The sequence below is a fragment of the Aliarcobacter lanthieri genome, from assembly GCF_013201625.1.
Classification (GTDB): Bacteria; Campylobacterota; Campylobacteria; order Campylobacterales; family Arcobacteraceae; genus Aliarcobacter; species Aliarcobacter lanthieri.
Genome location: NZ_CP053839.1, coordinates 893698 through 910560, shown reverse-complemented (window position 1 = coordinate 910560; position 16863 = coordinate 893698). Strand labels below are relative to the sequence as shown.

The window sequence follows — 16863 nt, the reverse complement described above, 5'->3', positions numbered from 1 at the left end:
AGATAGATTTTTATCTACCTAATTTTATTTAAGTACATCTCTTTATCAGCACTATCAATTAGTGTTTTAGCATCCTTACCATCTCTTGGATAAATACTAATTCCAAAACTAAATGATAGCTCAATAACTATATCTTCATTATAATGAAATGGCATTTTTTTAGAAACTTCTTTAATTCTTAAAACCGTTTTTTCTAAGTAATCTATAGATTCTAAACTATCTAATAATACGACAAATTCATCTCCACCTAGTCGTGAAACTGTATCTTCTTCTCTTACAATGTGTTTTAAAACTTCCCCTACATGTTTTAATAGCATATCACCAACATGATGACCATAATTATCATTTACTGCTTTAAACTTATTTAAATCAATAAAACATAAAGCAAAAAAAAGTTTATTATTTTTTGACTTTTCTATATTTTCTTCTATCTTTTTAATTAAATATAATCTATTTGGTAGTCCAGTTAAACTATCATGATTTACAGCATATTCAAGTTCAATCTCTATTTTCTTCAAATATGTTATATCTTGACAAACTATAATCTTATCTGATGATACATCATTATTTATACTTATAGATTCAGCATGAAAAAACACTTCAATACCATCTTTACTTTCAGCTCTTAGAATATTACTATGATTATTTAACTCTATTTTTTTATTTCTTGAAAAAAAGTATAAAGAAAAGTGTTTACCAATGAGATCCTTTTCTTCTAAACCTAAAAAACAAGTACAAGCACTATTTGCTTTTTTAATAATTCCATCTTTATCAATATGAAAACTAATTAACTTTTCATTGATTTTATTATTTGTTTTATTTTCTATATAGTTTTTAAAATTTGTTTCATTGATTTTTTGAATAGTTTGAAAATATTCAATTGAATTTTTTTGTTGCTTTGTATACATTGCAATAAAATATTTTTGACCTTTAATAAAACAAATTTCTATATTTACATCATAATATATATTATTTCTAAAAATCATTGGAATAAGTAAATACTCTTTTTTTGATAAATATAATTCATCTAAAGAATCTTCAAATCCTACAAATTCCCAAAAGAAATCTCTAATATCAGAGTTATTCTCTATTTTTAGATCAATTTCAACAAAATCTTGCATATTTTTTGCAAAATCAACAATTTTTAAATCTTTATCAAAAATAATATAAGAAATATTATATTTACTACATACTATTGGTAAAATCAAATCTTTCATTACTTCACCATACTTTTTATAATAGTTAAATTTAAAAGTTCAAATATATCTCTTACACAAGTTTCATCTTTTGCTGAAGTTTTAAAAATATCTATAATATTTGAAGACAATGCTTTTAAATTATTAATATCTATCTCATCATAAGGTAAATCACTTTTATTTAAAGCAATAAAGATAGGAGCATTTGCAACACTTTTCTGACAAACTATAATATGCTCTTTTATTGATTCAATACTCTCTTTTCTTGTTAAGTCTGCAACGATTATAAAGGCTTTTGACCCCATAAGATGATGTGCAAATATTGGTTGAAAATCTGTTTTTCCTTCAATATCCCAAATCATCATCATTGATTTATGTTCTACATTATCAATAATAGAATTTAGCTCTTTTTTAGAGATACTTACACCAATACTACTTTTGTACTCATCACTAAAGCTATTATCAATATATCTTCTAATTAAACTTGTTTTACCTGTAGCATAATCTCCAACTAAAACTATTTTATAACTAAACATAAAAAACCTTTATTTTTCTTTCCATTTAAAAATAACTCTTCGCCCTTGTTCAAAATACTCTTCTTCTATACCTTCAGGAATTTCATTACGACCTAAATTAACTAATTTTTGAGATACATTCCCTTTTACTTTTAAGTATTTCATAACATTTGTGGCTCGTTGATTAACTAAAATTTCATTTCTTGCAACTGAACCTGTATAATCTCTAAATCCATAAACTTCTAAAACTAAATCATCATCTAATTTATGTAATAAATTAATTATATTTATAAGTTTATACTCTTGATTTGGTAAAATTTCAGCTGAATTCAAATCAAAATGTATCACATCAGTAATCTCTGGTGGTACTATTTTTATATCAAACTCTAGTTTTTCTAAGCCTTCTACCAATGCGAATTGACTTTCAACATACTTTTTTTCATTTTTACTAATAACAGAACCTGTAACTTTAAGAGTTGGATAATCATATGTGTACTCTATTTTATTTCCATCTTTTTGATTTAATGCCATTCTTAAATATGTTATTTTATCATAAATATCTTTTGGATTGTTTATATAATCGATAACTTGAATATTATTTTCTAAATTACTTATATTTTCTAAGTTTTTCAAAGAATTATATGCAATATCTTTATAAAAAGAGTTAGGAACAACTCCATTTATAAAAATATCCCTATTCTTGACATTAGCTTCTAACCTATAAATAGTTAATTCTGGATTTTTATATAAAATTTCATTTGCTTTTTTTTCAATGTTACTATCAATTATAGAATTATAAATTAAATATCCAATCCAAGAAAAAAATAAAATTGGTACAATATATAAAAGAGGATGAATACTCTCTTTTTCTTTTTTAATATTGGTATTATTGTTTATTAAAGTTTTAATAATATCTTCAAATTTGTTAATAGGTAAGTTAGATAAATTACCATCAAAATCTCTTATTTTATTTCCATATTTTGATACTAATTTTCCTAAAATATTTTGTATAGTTTTTATTGTTTCTTTTGATACAACACCATCTACAATAACTGCTAAATAACTATGACCAGTTGTTTCTAAAACTATTTTGCTTCCACCATATTCTATTGTATTCACTTCATGATGTTTATCATTTTTATCAACCCAATCATTTATAAAACTTCTAATAGCTGTAAGCATAGAGGCTACCATTTCAGGCTCATTTATCTTATTTTCATCTCTTTGAACATTTGCTAAAACTATACCTGTTTCTTTATGTATGAAAAAAACTGCTTTTATATTTGCAATAGCACTATCTTTTAATAAAAGTTCTGCTTCACTAACACCTTGAAATTTAGCTTTGATTTTTCTTGTTATTGATTTAAAAGTAAGAGCTTGTTTTACTTGATAATTTATAGATTCTATCATCTCTTCAAAAGTTTTTGATACATATTTACTTATCATATTACCTACAACTGGATATAAAGTATCAACAACTTCATTTTTATGAGATTTTATACTTTTACCAATAGCAGTTGTAATAATAGGAGCCATCTGACTTACAACTTTATCTTTTGATTGTTCAAAATTTCTATCAATAAGAGATTCTACTAATGGTGAAAGAGCCTTATCTAATAAATTTTTATCACTTGTATAATTTTTTTCTAAAATTTGTGAAATTAATGGAGAGATCTTTTCTACTATAATATCTTGATTATTTACTTCATAATTCAAATCTTGTATTTGAATATTAATCTTTTGTAATGTTTCTAGTTCTTCTTTTAAAAGAAGAGCTTTAAGTTTATTTAGATCATCCATTAAAATACATCTTAATCTTTATTTTCGTCTGTAACTAAATTTAATTGCTTTTCTACACTATTACCTTTTATTCTCATAGCAGCTTCTAGCATAATTTCTGCTGCATCATCTCTTGAAAGTTTAATAGTGTTCATTTCAGACAATTTCAACTCTAAGAACTCAAATAATTCAAGTTTTAATAGATTCATATCATCAATTAAACTATTTTTATTATCTAATTGCTCTTTATATAATTGTTCATGTTTAGAACTTAGTTCTTCATTTAATAAATCAATACTATTTTGAATTCTTTTTTCTTGTTTTAACTCATTTTCTTTAATATCAGAAAGTTCTTCTTGTTGTTGAATAGTTAAATTCTTAATTTTTTTAGATATAAGTTCTATCTCATTTTCTAATCTATTATTAAAATCTTTTTGACTTTGTTCAATTTTTGATTTTAATTCATCAAAAGATCTTTTAATATCACTTTCTAACTTTTCAAATCTTTTATTTAGTTCTCTTGTTTGCGAACCAAATAAAATTTCTCTTATTTGATCTACATTTCCAAGTTCACTTGTCTCAGTTAAATTTTTTTGATTATCATTCATATTATATCTCCTAATAAGCTTTAAGCTATATTTGTATAAACAGCTTGAACATCATCATCATCTTCAAGCTTTTCTATTAATTTTCCTATATCTTCTTGTTGTTCTTCTGTAAATTCTTGTGGATTATTTGGAATTCTTTTTAATTCAGCTTTTGTCAAAGCTATTCCTAACTCTTCAAATTTACTATTCATATTTCCAAAATCAGTATAATTTGCATAAGCTAAACATAAACCTTCTTCTTCCTCAAGTTCTTCAAGCCCAGCATCAATAAGTTCTAGTTCTAACTCTTCAAGTTCATAATTTTCTGGTTTATTAAACTCAAAAATAGCTTTTCTATCAAAGAAAAATTCTAAAGAGCCAGTTGGTACTACTTGTCCACTAGTTTTATTAAAATACATTTTTATATTTGCTACTGTTCTTGTATTATTATCTGTTGCTGTTTCAACAAAAATCAAAACTCCATGAGGACCTTTTCCTTCAAAGTTTACTTCACTAAAGTTTGCCGCATCTTTACCTGTTGCTCTTTTTATAGCCGCATCAATATTTGCTTTTGGCATATTTTCAGCTTTTGCATTTAAAATAGCTGTTCTTAAAGCTGAATTCATTTCTGGATCTGGAACTCCTGATTTTGCTGCTACTTCTATTGCTCTTGCTAATTTAGGGAATATTCTTGACATATTTCCCCATCTTTTCATTTTAGCTGCTTTTCTATATTCAAAGGCTCTACCCATAAATTACTCCAAATTTATATTTTTTTAAAATCTAATATTATTATATCTTTTTTAAAATTATTTATCACTAAATGGAAGTATAAAAATATTATTAAAGTTATATTCTATTAAATTTCTATATAATATCGCTTTGTTTTAAAGGATGTAGTATGAAAAAACTAATTTTTATAATGTTTTTTGCACTGTTATGTTTTGCAAATGAGCCTCAAGAGAATGACTCTTTTGATGATTTTGATTCAGAATTTTCTTCAAAAACTGAAGAAGTTTTTGATCCATTAAGTGCTTATAATAGAGCTATGACATCATTTAATGATGGATTTTATTCTTATGTATTGGCTCCTGTTTCAAAAGGTTACGCAACAGTTATGCCCAAAACAGCAAGAACAGGAATAAATAATTTTTTTACAAACTTAATGTTTCCTGTAAGATTTTTAAATAATATTTTACAATTTAAGTTTCAAAATGCTTCTGAGGAAGTTGGAAGATTTTTTATAAATACTATTTGGGGGATTGCTGGTTTTATGGATCCTGCTACAGATGTTATTGGTATGAAGCTTCATAGAGCAGATTTTGGACAAACATTAGGGAAATGGGGAATTGGAGATGGCTTTCCAGTAGTTCTACCATTATTAGGACCTTCTAATTTAAGAGATATGGTTGGATTAACTGGAGATTTAATTGTATTACCTACTAGCCAATTAGGACATAATACTTTTGATTACAAAATTCCACAAAATAGTCTCCAAGAATTTGCGATTGATAGTTTATATAAAGTAAATGAATACTCTTTCCATCCAGATTTTTATGAAACAATCAAAAAAGATGCTTTAGATTTATATCCATATTTAAGAGATATTTATAAGCAAAAAAGAACTAAAGAGATAGAGGAGTAGAATTATGAGAAGGTATTTTTTTAAAATTACATTTCTAATTGCTATTATTGCATCAAATGCTTTTGCTTTAAAAGAAGATGAAATAGAAGAAGAGATGACAAAAAGAATAAATAGTGTTTTAGTGGTATTAAAAAATAAAGATATAAACTTTGAAGAAAAGAAAAAAGAGATTATAAATATAGTTGATGATGCTTTTGATTTTGAACTTATGGCAAAAATAGCTTTAGGTAAAGATGCTTGGGAAAGTATAAATGAAGTTCAACAAGATGAATTTGTAGAAGTTTTTGAAGATAAATTAAAAAAATCTTATAGTGAAAAATTAGAACTTTATAATGATCAACAAGTAAAAATATTGTCTTTAGAGCCTTATAATAAAACTCGTCTTCAATTAAAAACTCAACTTTTAGGAAAAGAAGGAAATTATGATGTAAATTATAATTTCTATAAAAAAAATGGAGAATGGTATATCTATGATATTGATTTAGTTGGTGTAAGTATTATTCAAACATATAGGCAACAGTTTGCAGGATTATTAAAAGAGAAATCTTTTAATGATATGTTCGAACAGTTTAAAAATCAATAATAGATATGGTTAAAAAAATATATGATACCTTTATTTTTAGGTATCCTTTTTTAGTTTTACTACTAGTAGCTTCATTTATTTGTACTTTAGGATACTATTCTACAAAAGTACAAATAGATGCAAGTGCAGAAACATTATTACTTGAAGATGACGAAGATTTAAAGTTTTTTAGAGAAGTTTATAAAAAATATGAAAATTCAAATTTTTTAATAGTAACTTTTTCTCCAAAAGAGTATCTTTTAAGTGAAAAATCTTTAGAAGTAATTAAAAATATATCAGATGATTTTTCTAAAGTTGAAAATATAACAAAAGTTGATTCAATCTTAACTGTCCCTCTTTTACAATCTCCAATTCGCCCTATTTCAGATTTAGTTGCAGGTGTAGATAATATGCAAACAGGAGATTTCGATAAAGAACTTGTAAGAAATGAATTTTTAACTTCTCCATTATATAAGAATGCACTTGTAAGTGATGATTTTAAAACAACAGCTATTATTTTAAATTTAAAAGAGAATACTGAATATTTTGATTTTTTGGATAAAAGAAATACTCTTTTAGAAAAACAAAAAAATGGAAGTATTACTAAAATTGAAGAAAAAGAGCTTGAAAAAACTATCATTGAATTTAAAAAATATAGAGATATATTAAGATACAGTGATAAAAAAAATATTGAAGAGATAAGAGAAATTATAAAAAATTATGAAGATGAAGCTAATATTTTCCTTGGTGGAGTAAATATGATAGCTTCTGATGCTATAGGTTTTGTAAAAAATGATTTATTGATTTATGGTTTAAGTCTTATCATTATCTTTATTTTTATTCTTTGGTATATTTTTAGAAGAATAAGATGGGTATTTATTCCAATTTTAATATGTTTTATCTCTATTATATCAACTGGAGGAGTTTTAGGTTTTTTTGATTGGGAAGTTACTGTAATATCTTCAAACTTTGTAGCACTTCAATTAATAATTACTATGTCAATAGTTATTCACTTAATAGAAAGATATAGAGAGCTATTTTTTAAGTATAAAAAAGCAAATCAATATAAACTTGTAATAAACACTGTTTTATCAAAGTTAATGCCTTGTTTTTTAGCTATTATAACAACTGTTGTAGGATTTGGTTCTCTGGTCTTATCAAACATTGAACCAGTCATAAATCTTGGGCTTATGATGAGCTTAGGAATAATTATATCTTTAATTATTTCATTTATTTTATTTCCAATTATTTTAATACTAATTGGAAAAAAAGATGAATTTGATAAATCTGATAGAAAATTCTCATTTATAAATAAATGTTCAAAAATAGTTGAAAACAATGGAAAAACTATAATAGTTGTAAGTGTTATAACAGTTATTTTTTCTGTATTTGGAGCTTCAAAACTTTTTGTTGAAAATAGTTTTATAAATTACTTTAAAAAATCAACAGAAATTTATCAAGGGATGATAGTAATAGATGAAAATCTAGGAGGAACTACTCCTCTTGACGTTATTATAAAATTTAAAGATGATGAAATAAAACAAATTACAGTAACTAAAGAAAACGACGATTTTGATGACTTTGAAAATGAATTTGTTTTATCAAAAGATGATAAACAATATTGGTTCTCACAAGATAAAATGCAAACTATTATGGCTATTCATGACTATTTAGAAACAATCCCAGAAATAGGAAAAGTACAATCTTTAGCAACATTACTAAAAATAGGTAAAACTCTTAATCACAATCAAGATTTAGATGGTATAACTCTAGCTTTAATTTATAATCAACTTCCAGAAGAATATAAACAACTAATCTTATCTCCTTATGTAAATATAGATGCAAATGAAGCAAGAATTACAATGAGAGTTATAGATTCAAACCCAAATTTAAGAAGAGATGATTTATTAAAAAAAATAGATCATGATTTACAAGAGATTATTACAAATAAAGATACAACATATAGATTATCAAATCTTATGGTGTTATACAACAATATGCTACAATCTCTTTTTGAATCACAAGCATCTACTTTTGGAGCCTCATTACTTGTTTTATCAATTATGTTCTTTTTAATATTTAGATCATCAAAAGTTGTTTTTATAGCAATAGTTTCAAATTTAATACCAATATCTTTAGTTTTTGGAATTATGGGTTGGCTTGGAATTCCACTTGATATTATGACTATTACAATTGCAGCAATTGCTTTAGGAATTGCTGTTGACGATACTATACATTTTATTCATAGATTTGAAGTTGAATATAAATTTGATCACAATTATATGAATGCAATAAAAAGAGCTCATGAAGGGATAGGACATGCTATGTACTATACAACAATTGTTATAGTAATAGGTTTTTCGATTTTAATGCTTTCAAATCTTATTCCTACAATATACTTTGGACTTTTAACAGGAGTTGTAATGATAAGCGTTTTAATAGCTGATTTACTACTTTTACCAAAGATGTTATTAATGTTAAAACCATATACTAAAAAGGAGAAAAAATAATGAATTTAGCAATTTATTGTGGTTCTGCATTTGGAAATAGCGATATCTATGAAGAAGAAGCTATAAACCTTGCAAGAAAACTAGCCAAGAATAATATTAATATTGTTTATGGTGGAAGTAAACAAGGAATTATGGGAATAATTTCAAATGAATCTTTAAGACTAAATAATCAAGTTATTGGAGTCATAACTTTTGATTTAGCATCAAAAGAGTTAGAAAATGAAAAATTATCAACTATCTATAAAGTTGAAACAATAAATCAAAGAAAAGCAAAAATGGAAGAATTAAGCGATGGCTTTATAGCTCTTCCAGGTGGATATGGAACATTTGATGAAATATTTGATGTAATATCATCAGCACAAATTGGTTACCATACAAAACCATGTGCATTTTATAATATAAATGGTTACTATGATAAATTATTAGAATTTTTACAAAATTGTGCAACTGAAGGATTTATAAAACAAGAACATGTTGATATGTTAATAGTTAGTGATAATATAGATGATTTATTAGAAAAGATTTTAAATTATAAAGCTCCAAAGGCTAAATGGGAAAAATAAGATATATTTTATCGTATTTACTTTTTATTAATATTTTATTTAGGAAGGGTTAATTAGATAAGATTATAATTCTTTCATAAGTTAATATATTTAACTTTTTTTCTCCTCCTATAATAAAGAAAGGAAGCTCTTGGAAGCTTCCTTTTTTTATACCTAAAATTTATGGAAATTCAATGAAAAAATATATACTTTTTGATAATGATGGTGTTTTAGTAGAAACAGAAAAATGGTACTTTGAAGCAAATAAAAAAGCTCTTGCTCTTTTAGGTTTAAATCTTGAAATGGATTTTTATCAAAATATTATGATAAAGGGTGGAAGTGCTTTTGAATTAGCACAACTTCACAATATTGATGCAAGTATTATAGAAAAACATAGAAGGTTAAGAGATAGTTTTTATCAAGAGTTTTTACAAACAAAAGATATATCAATACCAAATGTAAAAAATATTTTAAAAGATTTATCAAAAAAATATCAAATGGCAATAGTTACAACTTCAAGAAGAGTTGATTTTGAGTTAATTCATAATAATAGAGGAATAGTTGATTTTATGGATTTTGTTCTTTGTGTAGAAGATTATACTAAAGCAAAACCAAATCCAGAACCATATTTAAAAGGCTTAGAAAAATTTGTTGCAAAAGATTATGAATGTTTTGTAGTTGAAGATTCACAAAGAGGATTAACATCAGCTTTTAATGCAAATATAGATTGCATTGTTGTAAAAAATGAATTTACAGTATCACAAGATTTTTCAAAAGCAAAATATTTTATAAATAGTTTAGAAGAATTAAGAGATATATTATAATTACATTGTTCCAAAAATACGTTCTGTAAAACCTTTTTTAAATTGAATCTTTTTATCCATATCTTCTTCAGCTTTCTCTTTTGTTAGATAATATAAAAAATTTCCTTTTGTAACTTTCCCTATTACCATTAAAGATGATACTAGAAAAAGTACAATAACTAATGTAGATATAAATATTTTCTTAATTTTATTATTCTTTTCTTCAACTTTAAAAAATACTTTATTTAATTGTTCTTTAAAATCTTTTATTATATTTCTTGGTAGTTTATCTATATTAAAGATTTCTAATCTTTCATCAGTTAAACTTTTAGCTTTTTTTATCTGTTCTTCATCTACAAGTGATAATAAATATGTTAATTCTATTCCATTATCTAGAATGATAGTTTCTAATTCATTCCAATTTAAAATATCTAATCCAATTTCTTCTTTAGAAATTTTAATTATAGTATCAATAGGAGTTGAATCTATATCTATTTTTCCACCAATACCATTATATAATCCTCTTTGCCAATCTGGATTATTTTTTCTCAACAATAATATTTTTTTACCATCAGTTATTATACCTAGAACACATCTCATTATATAGTCATTTCATCTTATATTACGTATTTTGTAACATAAAAATAATTTTTGAAGATTATGCCATAATATACTTTAATTAATAAAATAACTAAATTTTATAATTTAATAGATTTTTTACTGGGAGATTTTTTATTGAGAACTAAAATTAGTTCTCAATAGCAAATTTTATATATTTTTCAAGTTCTTCTTTTGGAGCATTACCTATAAATTTATGTATAAATTTTCCATCTTTTGAAAATAAAAACATTTCTGGAATTTTTCTTACATTTAACTCTTGTGCAAGTTTATCATTTTCTTCACCCATAGTAATAGGATAATTTATTTGATACTCTTTTATAAATTCTTTTATCTCTTCAACTGTTTTTTCATCTTGAAATAAAACAGAAACAATTTCTAAATCATCTTTATATTTCTCTTTTATTTCTCTAAGTTTAGGAATAGATTCTATACAAGGAGGACACCAAGTTGCAAAAACATCTATTATTACAGCTTTATTTCCTTTAAACTCATCAAAATCCAATCCACTTTCCGTACTTTTAAAACTAATAAATTTTTCATCTGTTGTTAATAAAACAAAAGATTGAGATATAAACTCTTTATTATCTTCTTCAATTTTCTTTTTTGCTAATGCTTTTGAATCTATACTAGAGCTACTATCACAACCAATAAATAAAAGTGATAAAATAGCTAAAGCACTAATAATTACTTTTTTCATTTATACTCCATTTTTGATAATTCTTCTAAAACAATATGTACTTCATGTCTTTCAAAAAATATATTCATAGATAATTCTTGATTAACTTTTTTTAAAAACTCAATTTTATTTTTTGTTTGTAAATCTTTATCATCTTTATGCTCTTCTAAAACTTTTAAAAGAGCATTTTTATATTGATTGATTATATTTAATTTAGATTGAGTTTTTCTTACTATATTCTTGCTATTAAAATATATAAATAAAATAATTAAAATAGCAGTTAATATTAAAGTAGCTATAACTTCCATTATTTATAAATCTCTTTTTCAACTAAATCAAAAAGTGCTTTATCAGATAATTTTTCTAATAAAACTCCATTTACATAAAGTGTAGGTGTTCCTCTAACACCCAAAGATTCTGCATCTTTTCTATCTTGAGCTATAATTTCATCAATTTTAGGATTTTTCATATCTTCTTTTAGTTTTTCAATATCTAAAGATGGTATCTCTTTTAAAAATTGCCATAATAGTTCTGGTTTATCTACACTTGAATAATGAGAAGCCCATAATGGATGCTTTTCAAACATCATATTTAAAACATCTTCATATTTTCCTTGAACTCTTGCAGCTTCAAGCATTTGTATAGTTAATCTTGAATTTTTATGGTTATCCAAATATTTTACAACAATTTGAATATCTTTATAGTATTCTCTATAAAGTTTTTTTACTACTTGACTATAAATAGCACAAGACTCACACTCTGGATCTAAAAATTCAACAACACTTATATTTTTTGCATTATCTCCCATTTTAAAAGAGTAATCTCTTAAAAGTACTTCATTTATATCACCAGTAGTTGCTATTTGCTCACTTTTTTGCTCATTTTGATAAAAAAATGTAAACCCTACAAAAAGCACTATAATAGCTAACAAAGAACCAAAGACCAATTTTTTATTTTGCATTCAAATTTCCTTTTCAAATTTTTCCGAAACTCTAACGAAAAAAAGATAACAAACGATTAAGAAACCCTTTTTTTATAGGCAACTAAAAGAATAAAGATTATAAAAAATGCAACAAAAGATAATAATGGAATAGTTATAAATCCAAAATAATTTAGATAATCGACACTACAAGGAACTCCACTCACACATGGAGATAATGTTTCAGGAATTATTCCAACAACAAGTAGATTATGATAAATTGCTATTGTAATACCAATAAATACTAGAGGAAAACTATATTTAAACACATTTTTATCAGGATATAAAAGGTTTATTAAAAAAATAAAAACTAAAGGATACATAAAAATTCTTTGATACCAACACAAACTACAAGGTACAAAATGCATAATTTCTGAAAAAAATAAACTCCCTAAAGTTGCAACTAAAGAAGTTAAAAATGCTAAAAAAATAAAATTCAAAATAAATCCTTATTAAAATTCTAATAAGTTTTATTGTAACAAAATAATGTTAATATTCCCATCATATTTTGTAGAAGGATTTTTTTTGAGATATATTATCTTAGGTCTTATAATGGCTGGACTTTTTCAAGTCTTTTTTTGGTTGTCAAGAGACAATTTAGTAACACTAAATGAAAGCTCATTTGAAAAGATTGAATCTTTATCTTACTCACCTTTTGAAGGGTATGATAAAAAACTATTATCTAGCGAACAGATTAATTATGATGTAAATATGCTAGCAAATTTTACAAATAAATTAAGAACTTATGGAACTTTAGAAGCTTATAAAATTTTAGAATCTAGTAAAGATTCAAACCTACCAATTGATTTAGGGCTTTGGATAGGAAAAGATTTTCAAGAAAATAATCTTGAAATACAAAGAGCACTACAAATTTTACAAGAGTATCCAAATAGAATAGATTCTGTAATAGTAGGAAACGAGGTACTTTTAAGAAAAGATATAGAACCTTTAGAATTATATGCTTATATAGATTTTATGAAAAGTTTAACACAAAAACCTATAACAACGGCAGAGACTTGGGATCAATGGGAAAAACATCCTGAATTGGCTTCTCATGTTGATTTTTTAACTATTCACATTTTACCTTATTGGGAAAAAGTTCCAATAGATAGATATAATGAATTTATAGTTGAAAAATATACTATTGTTGAACAATTATTTCCAAATAGAAAAATAGTTATTGGGGAAACTGGTTGGCCAAGTCATGGATACAATAATAATAGTGCTGTTCCAAGTATAAAAAATCAAGCACAAGCTATTCGTGGGTTTGTAAACCTTGCACATGAAAAAGCTTGGCATTATAATATTATCGAAGCATTTGACCAACCATGGAAAGGTTATGATGAAGGAAATGTAGGTCAATATTGGGGAATATTTACTACTAATCGTGCATTAAAATTCCAATTAGCTGGTGAAGTTGAGTTAAATCAATATTGGTTATATCAAATGATTGCTGCTATTATGATTGGAGCATTATTAACTATTTTTGGACTAAAAAATCAAAGAGTAAATATTAGCCATGCTTTTGCCTATGCTATTGCTGCACAAGGTATGGCATTTGGTATAGTTATGGCTGCCATTTATCCATTTGTAAATTATATGAATTTTGGTATGTGGGTTATGTGGGGTATGGGAACATTTTTGATGATTCCTCTTGTAATTATAACTTTAGCAAAAGCAAATGAACTATTTAGAAGTTCTCTTGGTGTTCCTCCCTCAAGACTTATACCATTGGATTTAAAATCACAAAATGCACCTTTAGTATCTATACATGTTCCAGCATACAAAGAAGAGCCACATGTTTTAGCTGAAACTCTGGAAAGTCTTTCAAAACTAACATATCCAAACTATGAAGTTTTAGTTATCATAAATAATACTCCAGAAGATTATTATAAAGCTCCAATAAAAGAATTATGTGCAAGATTAGGAGAAAAATTCAAATATCTAGATATTACTTGTACAGGATTTAAAGCAGGAGCTTTAAATACTGCTTTAGAATATACAGATAAAAATGCTGAGATTGTAGCTGTAATTGATGCTGATTACAAGATAGAACCTTCATGGCTTATTGATTTAGTTCCACTTTTTGATGATCCAAAAGTTGCTATTGTTCAAGCACCACAAGATCATAGAGATGGTGATGAAAGTGTGATAAAAGCTGCTATGAACGCTGAATATGCAGGTTTCTTTGATATTGGTATGGTTGATAGAAATGAAGAAAATGCGATAGTTGTCCATGGTACAATGGTTATGGTAAGACTTAATGCCATGATGGAAGTTGGAGGTTGGGGAACTGATACAATAGTTGAAGATAGTGAACTAGGTCTTAGACTTTTTGAAGCTGGATATATAGCTCACTATACAAATAGAAGATATGGTTATGGATTACTTCCTGATACAGTTGAAGCTTTTAAAACACAAAGACATAGATGGGCTTATGGAGCTATACAAATTCTTAAAAAACACTGGAGAGAATTTAAACCTAGTTCAAAAAAACTAACTCCTGCTCAAAAAAACAAATTTGTTGCTGGTTGGTTTTTCTGGTTAAGTGATGCTATGGGACCAATTATGGCAATTATGAATATAATCTGGGTTCCAGTTATAATTTTTGTAGGAGTTACAATACCTACTATTCCATTGACTATTCCTATAATTACAGCATTTATAGTAAATATTCTACATACATTTATCTTATATAGAACAAAAGTAAAAGCACGGTTTAAAGATATTTTCTTAAGTTCTATTGCTTCTATGAGTTTACAATTAATAATATTTAAAGCCGTATTTGATGGGTTTATAAAAGATGGGTTACCATTTAAAAGAACACAAAAAGGTGGAAAAGCTAAAAAAGGATCAAGTCCTATTAAATATGAGATGATTTTAGCAATTTTACTTACAACAGCATTTGTATCTTTAATATATACAAATAATACTGGGATTATAGAAATTTATGTTTTTGCTGCAACTATATTTATACAAACTATTCCTTATATTTCAGCAATCATTATGAGAATTTTAGAGTTATATTCAATAAAAAATCAGAAATCTTAAAAGATTTCTGACAAAAGAAGGCTTATGTTAGAACACTATAAGGAACTACATCTTTACATAAAAAATAAAATATCAAATAAAGATTATGCACAAGATATTTTACAAGAAACTTATACAAAAGCAATAGCTATGCAAAATACTCAAAAAATAGAAAATTCTAGAGCTTTATTATACAAAGTAGCTAAAAATGTTATTATAGATATGGCAAGAAAGAATAAAGACTTATCAGAAATTGAATTTAATGAAAACTATATAATTACCCCTGCTTTAACACCTGAAGATTTAGTAATAGAACAAGATAACCAAAAAATATTGATGAATGAGTTAAAAAAGCTTCCACCAAAGATGAAAGAAGCTTTCGTCCTTTATGCTTTAGAAGACTATACAAAAGAAGAAATAGCAGAAACTATGGGTATCTCAGTTCAAGCAGTAGAAAAACATATATCAAGAGCAAAGATTGAATTAAAAGAAAAACTAAAAAGAAAAGAGGAATACTAATGTCAAACAGAAGTATCCAAGATGAAGAATTAATAAATCAAATCAAAGCTTTACCAAAAGATTTTTTAGATGAACTAAAAAATGAAGTAAAACAAAATAGACTAAAAATAAATAAAAGAAAAAGATTTTTAAAAGTATTTTCACCACTAGCAGCTGCATGTATTTTAGTAGCATTATATGTATCAATTTTTATAGAGTTTCCAAACTATTCTCAAAAATACCAAACTTTAACTAAAATACAAAATAACATCATACTTCCTGATAACTCTAAGATATCATTAGATTCAAATACATCTATAGAAGTAAAATATTATAAAAGTAAAAGAGTTGTTGATTTATCAAATGGAAAAGCAATATTTGATGTAACTTCAAATAAAGAACAACCTTTTATAATACATACAAATAAAATAAATATTGAAGTTGTAGGTACAAAATTTGAAGTTGTAAATAATCAAAATGAACTTCAAGTAAATGTTTTAGAGGGGAGTGTAAAAGTTTTAAGAGCTGAAGGATATGATATACAATTAGCCCTTGTTACAAAAGGACAATCTCTAAAATTTGACCAAAATACAAATAAAATAAGTCAAAAATATGAGAATATAAATCAGATGTTACAATGGAGTGAAGGAAAAGTAAGTTTTAATCAAACAAATCTAAATGATGTTTTCTATGAATTTTCAAAATATCTAGATTTACAAATAACTTTTGAAAAAGAAAGAGCAAAAAGATATCAAATAAGTGGAACTTTTGATGTAAAACATTTTGATGATTTTCTAAAAGTTTTACCTGTAATACACCCTATTAAAGTTGTTAAAGAAAACAATACTATTGTTATAAAATAATATATTTAACAAATTTCAAAATTTAATGTCAGAGATAGTAAACTTTTTCGTCTTCTT

General features: G+C 25.2%; 18 protein-coding genes. 8 read left to right on the top strand and 10 right to left on the bottom strand.

All coding sequences use genetic code 11. The features are described 5' to 3' along the window. Positions 1-14: 14 nt before the first annotated feature. The 5 genes from ALANTH_RS04525 to ALANTH_RS04505 are packed head-to-tail and all read right to left on the bottom strand — an operon-like array spanning position 15 to position 4829. The gene (locus ALANTH_RS04525; RefSeq protein WP_051583660.1) at positions 15-1217 is read right to left on the bottom strand and encodes a GGDEF domain-containing protein; all 1203 of its coding nucleotides are present in this window, start codon (positions 1215-1217) and stop codon (positions 15-17) included. Then, the gene (locus ALANTH_RS04520) at positions 1217-1732 is read right to left on the bottom strand and encodes a Rab family GTPase (protein ID WP_026803669.1); all 516 of its coding nucleotides are present in this window, start codon (positions 1730-1732) and stop codon (positions 1217-1219) included. Before ALANTH_RS04520 ends, ALANTH_RS04525 begins: the two co-directional genes overlap by 1 nt. 9 nt (positions 1733-1741) lie before the next feature. Further along, a complete protein-coding gene (locus ALANTH_RS04515; RefSeq protein WP_026807960.1) occupies positions 1742-3511 on the bottom strand; it encodes an OmpA family protein in 1770 nt (589 codons plus the stop codon). A gap of 11 nt (positions 3512-3522) precedes the next feature. Beyond that, on the bottom strand, positions 3523-4098 hold the full coding sequence (locus ALANTH_RS04510) for a hypothetical protein (RefSeq protein WP_026803667.1): 576 nt from the start codon (positions 4096-4098) through the stop codon (positions 3523-3525). Positions 4099-4118: 20 nt separating this feature from the next. Continuing rightward, entirely contained in the window at positions 4119-4829 is a 711-nt protein-coding gene (locus ALANTH_RS04505) for a YebC/PmpR family DNA-binding transcriptional regulator (RefSeq protein ID WP_026803666.1), read from the bottom strand. Positions 4830-4978: 149 nt separating this feature from the next. Here ALANTH_RS04505 and ALANTH_RS04500 point away from each other — a divergent pair, with 149 nt between their 5' ends. From ALANTH_RS04500 to ALANTH_RS04480, 5 genes are all read left to right on the top strand, one after another. Then, positions 4979-5722, top strand: a complete 744-nt coding sequence (locus ALANTH_RS04500; RefSeq protein ID WP_026807961.1) for an MlaA family lipoprotein — start codon at positions 4979-4981, stop codon at positions 5720-5722. 4 nt (positions 5723-5726) lie between these two features. Beyond that, complete coding sequence (locus ALANTH_RS04495; RefSeq protein ID WP_228133197.1) at positions 5727-6305, top strand: Tgt2/MlaC family protein; 579 nt, start codon at positions 5727-5729, stop codon at positions 6303-6305. Between the two features lie 5 nt (positions 6306-6310). Continuing rightward, on the top strand, positions 6311-8794 hold the full coding sequence (locus ALANTH_RS04490; RefSeq protein WP_026807963.1) for an efflux RND transporter permease subunit: 2484 nt from the start codon (positions 6311-6313) through the stop codon (positions 8792-8794). Next, complete coding sequence (locus ALANTH_RS04485) at positions 8794-9357, top strand: LOG family protein (protein ID WP_026803662.1); 564 nt, start codon at positions 8794-8796, stop codon at positions 9355-9357. Before ALANTH_RS04490 ends, ALANTH_RS04485 begins: the two co-directional genes overlap by 1 nt. Before the next feature lie 173 nt (positions 9358-9530). Then, complete coding sequence (locus ALANTH_RS04480) at positions 9531-10160, top strand: HAD family hydrolase (protein WP_026807964.1); 630 nt, start codon at positions 9531-9533, stop codon at positions 10158-10160. Here ALANTH_RS04480 and ALANTH_RS04475 read toward each other — a convergent pair whose 3' ends face one another. From ALANTH_RS04475 to ALANTH_RS04455, 5 genes are all read right to left on the bottom strand, one after another. After that, complete coding sequence (locus tag ALANTH_RS04475) at positions 10161-10739, bottom strand: NUDIX domain-containing protein (protein WP_026807965.1); 579 nt, start codon at positions 10737-10739, stop codon at positions 10161-10163. It abuts the gene before it with no gap. 148 nt (positions 10740-10887) lie between these two features. Beyond that, complete coding sequence (locus ALANTH_RS04470; protein ID WP_026803659.1) at positions 10888-11457, bottom strand: TlpA family protein disulfide reductase; 570 nt, start codon at positions 11455-11457, stop codon at positions 10888-10890. Then, positions 11454-11744 (bottom strand): hypothetical protein, encoded by a 291-nt coding sequence (locus ALANTH_RS04465; protein ID WP_026803658.1) that lies wholly within the window; start codon positions 11742-11744, stop codon positions 11454-11456. The genes ALANTH_RS04470 and ALANTH_RS04465 overlap by 4 nt, the downstream gene beginning before the upstream one ends. Further along, positions 11744-12397, bottom strand: coding sequence for a DsbA family protein (locus tag ALANTH_RS04460; RefSeq protein WP_026803657.1), 654 nt, complete (start codon positions 12395-12397; stop codon positions 11744-11746). The genes ALANTH_RS04465 and ALANTH_RS04460 overlap by 1 nt, the downstream gene beginning before the upstream one ends. Positions 12398-12453: 56 nt before the next feature. Next, positions 12454-12855 carry a disulfide oxidoreductase gene (locus ALANTH_RS04455; protein ID WP_026807966.1) on the bottom strand — a complete coding sequence of 134 codons (402 nt, stop codon included), beginning with the start codon at positions 12853-12855 and terminating at the stop codon, positions 12454-12456. Between the two features lie 85 nt (positions 12856-12940). On the opposite strand from ALANTH_RS04455, the gene ALANTH_RS04450 reads away from it, so the two are divergent. Genes ALANTH_RS04450 through ALANTH_RS04440 form a run of 3 tightly spaced genes read left to right on the top strand, consistent with a single transcriptional unit; the run spans position 12941 to position 16806 of the window. Further along, entirely contained in the window at positions 12941-15466 is a 2526-nt protein-coding gene (locus tag ALANTH_RS04450; protein WP_026807967.1) for a glycosyltransferase family 2 protein, read from the top strand. Between the two features lie 24 nt (positions 15467-15490). Then, positions 15491-15964: an RNA polymerase sigma factor gene (locus tag ALANTH_RS04445; protein ID WP_026807968.1), complete on the top strand. Its 474-nt coding sequence runs from the start codon at positions 15491-15493 to the stop codon at positions 15962-15964. Beyond that, positions 15964-16806 carry a FecR family protein gene (locus ALANTH_RS04440; protein ID WP_026803653.1) on the top strand — a complete coding sequence of 281 codons (843 nt, stop codon included), beginning with the start codon at positions 15964-15966 and terminating at the stop codon, positions 16804-16806. The genes ALANTH_RS04445 and ALANTH_RS04440 overlap by 1 nt, the downstream gene beginning before the upstream one ends. Positions 16807-16863: the final 57 nt, after the last annotated feature.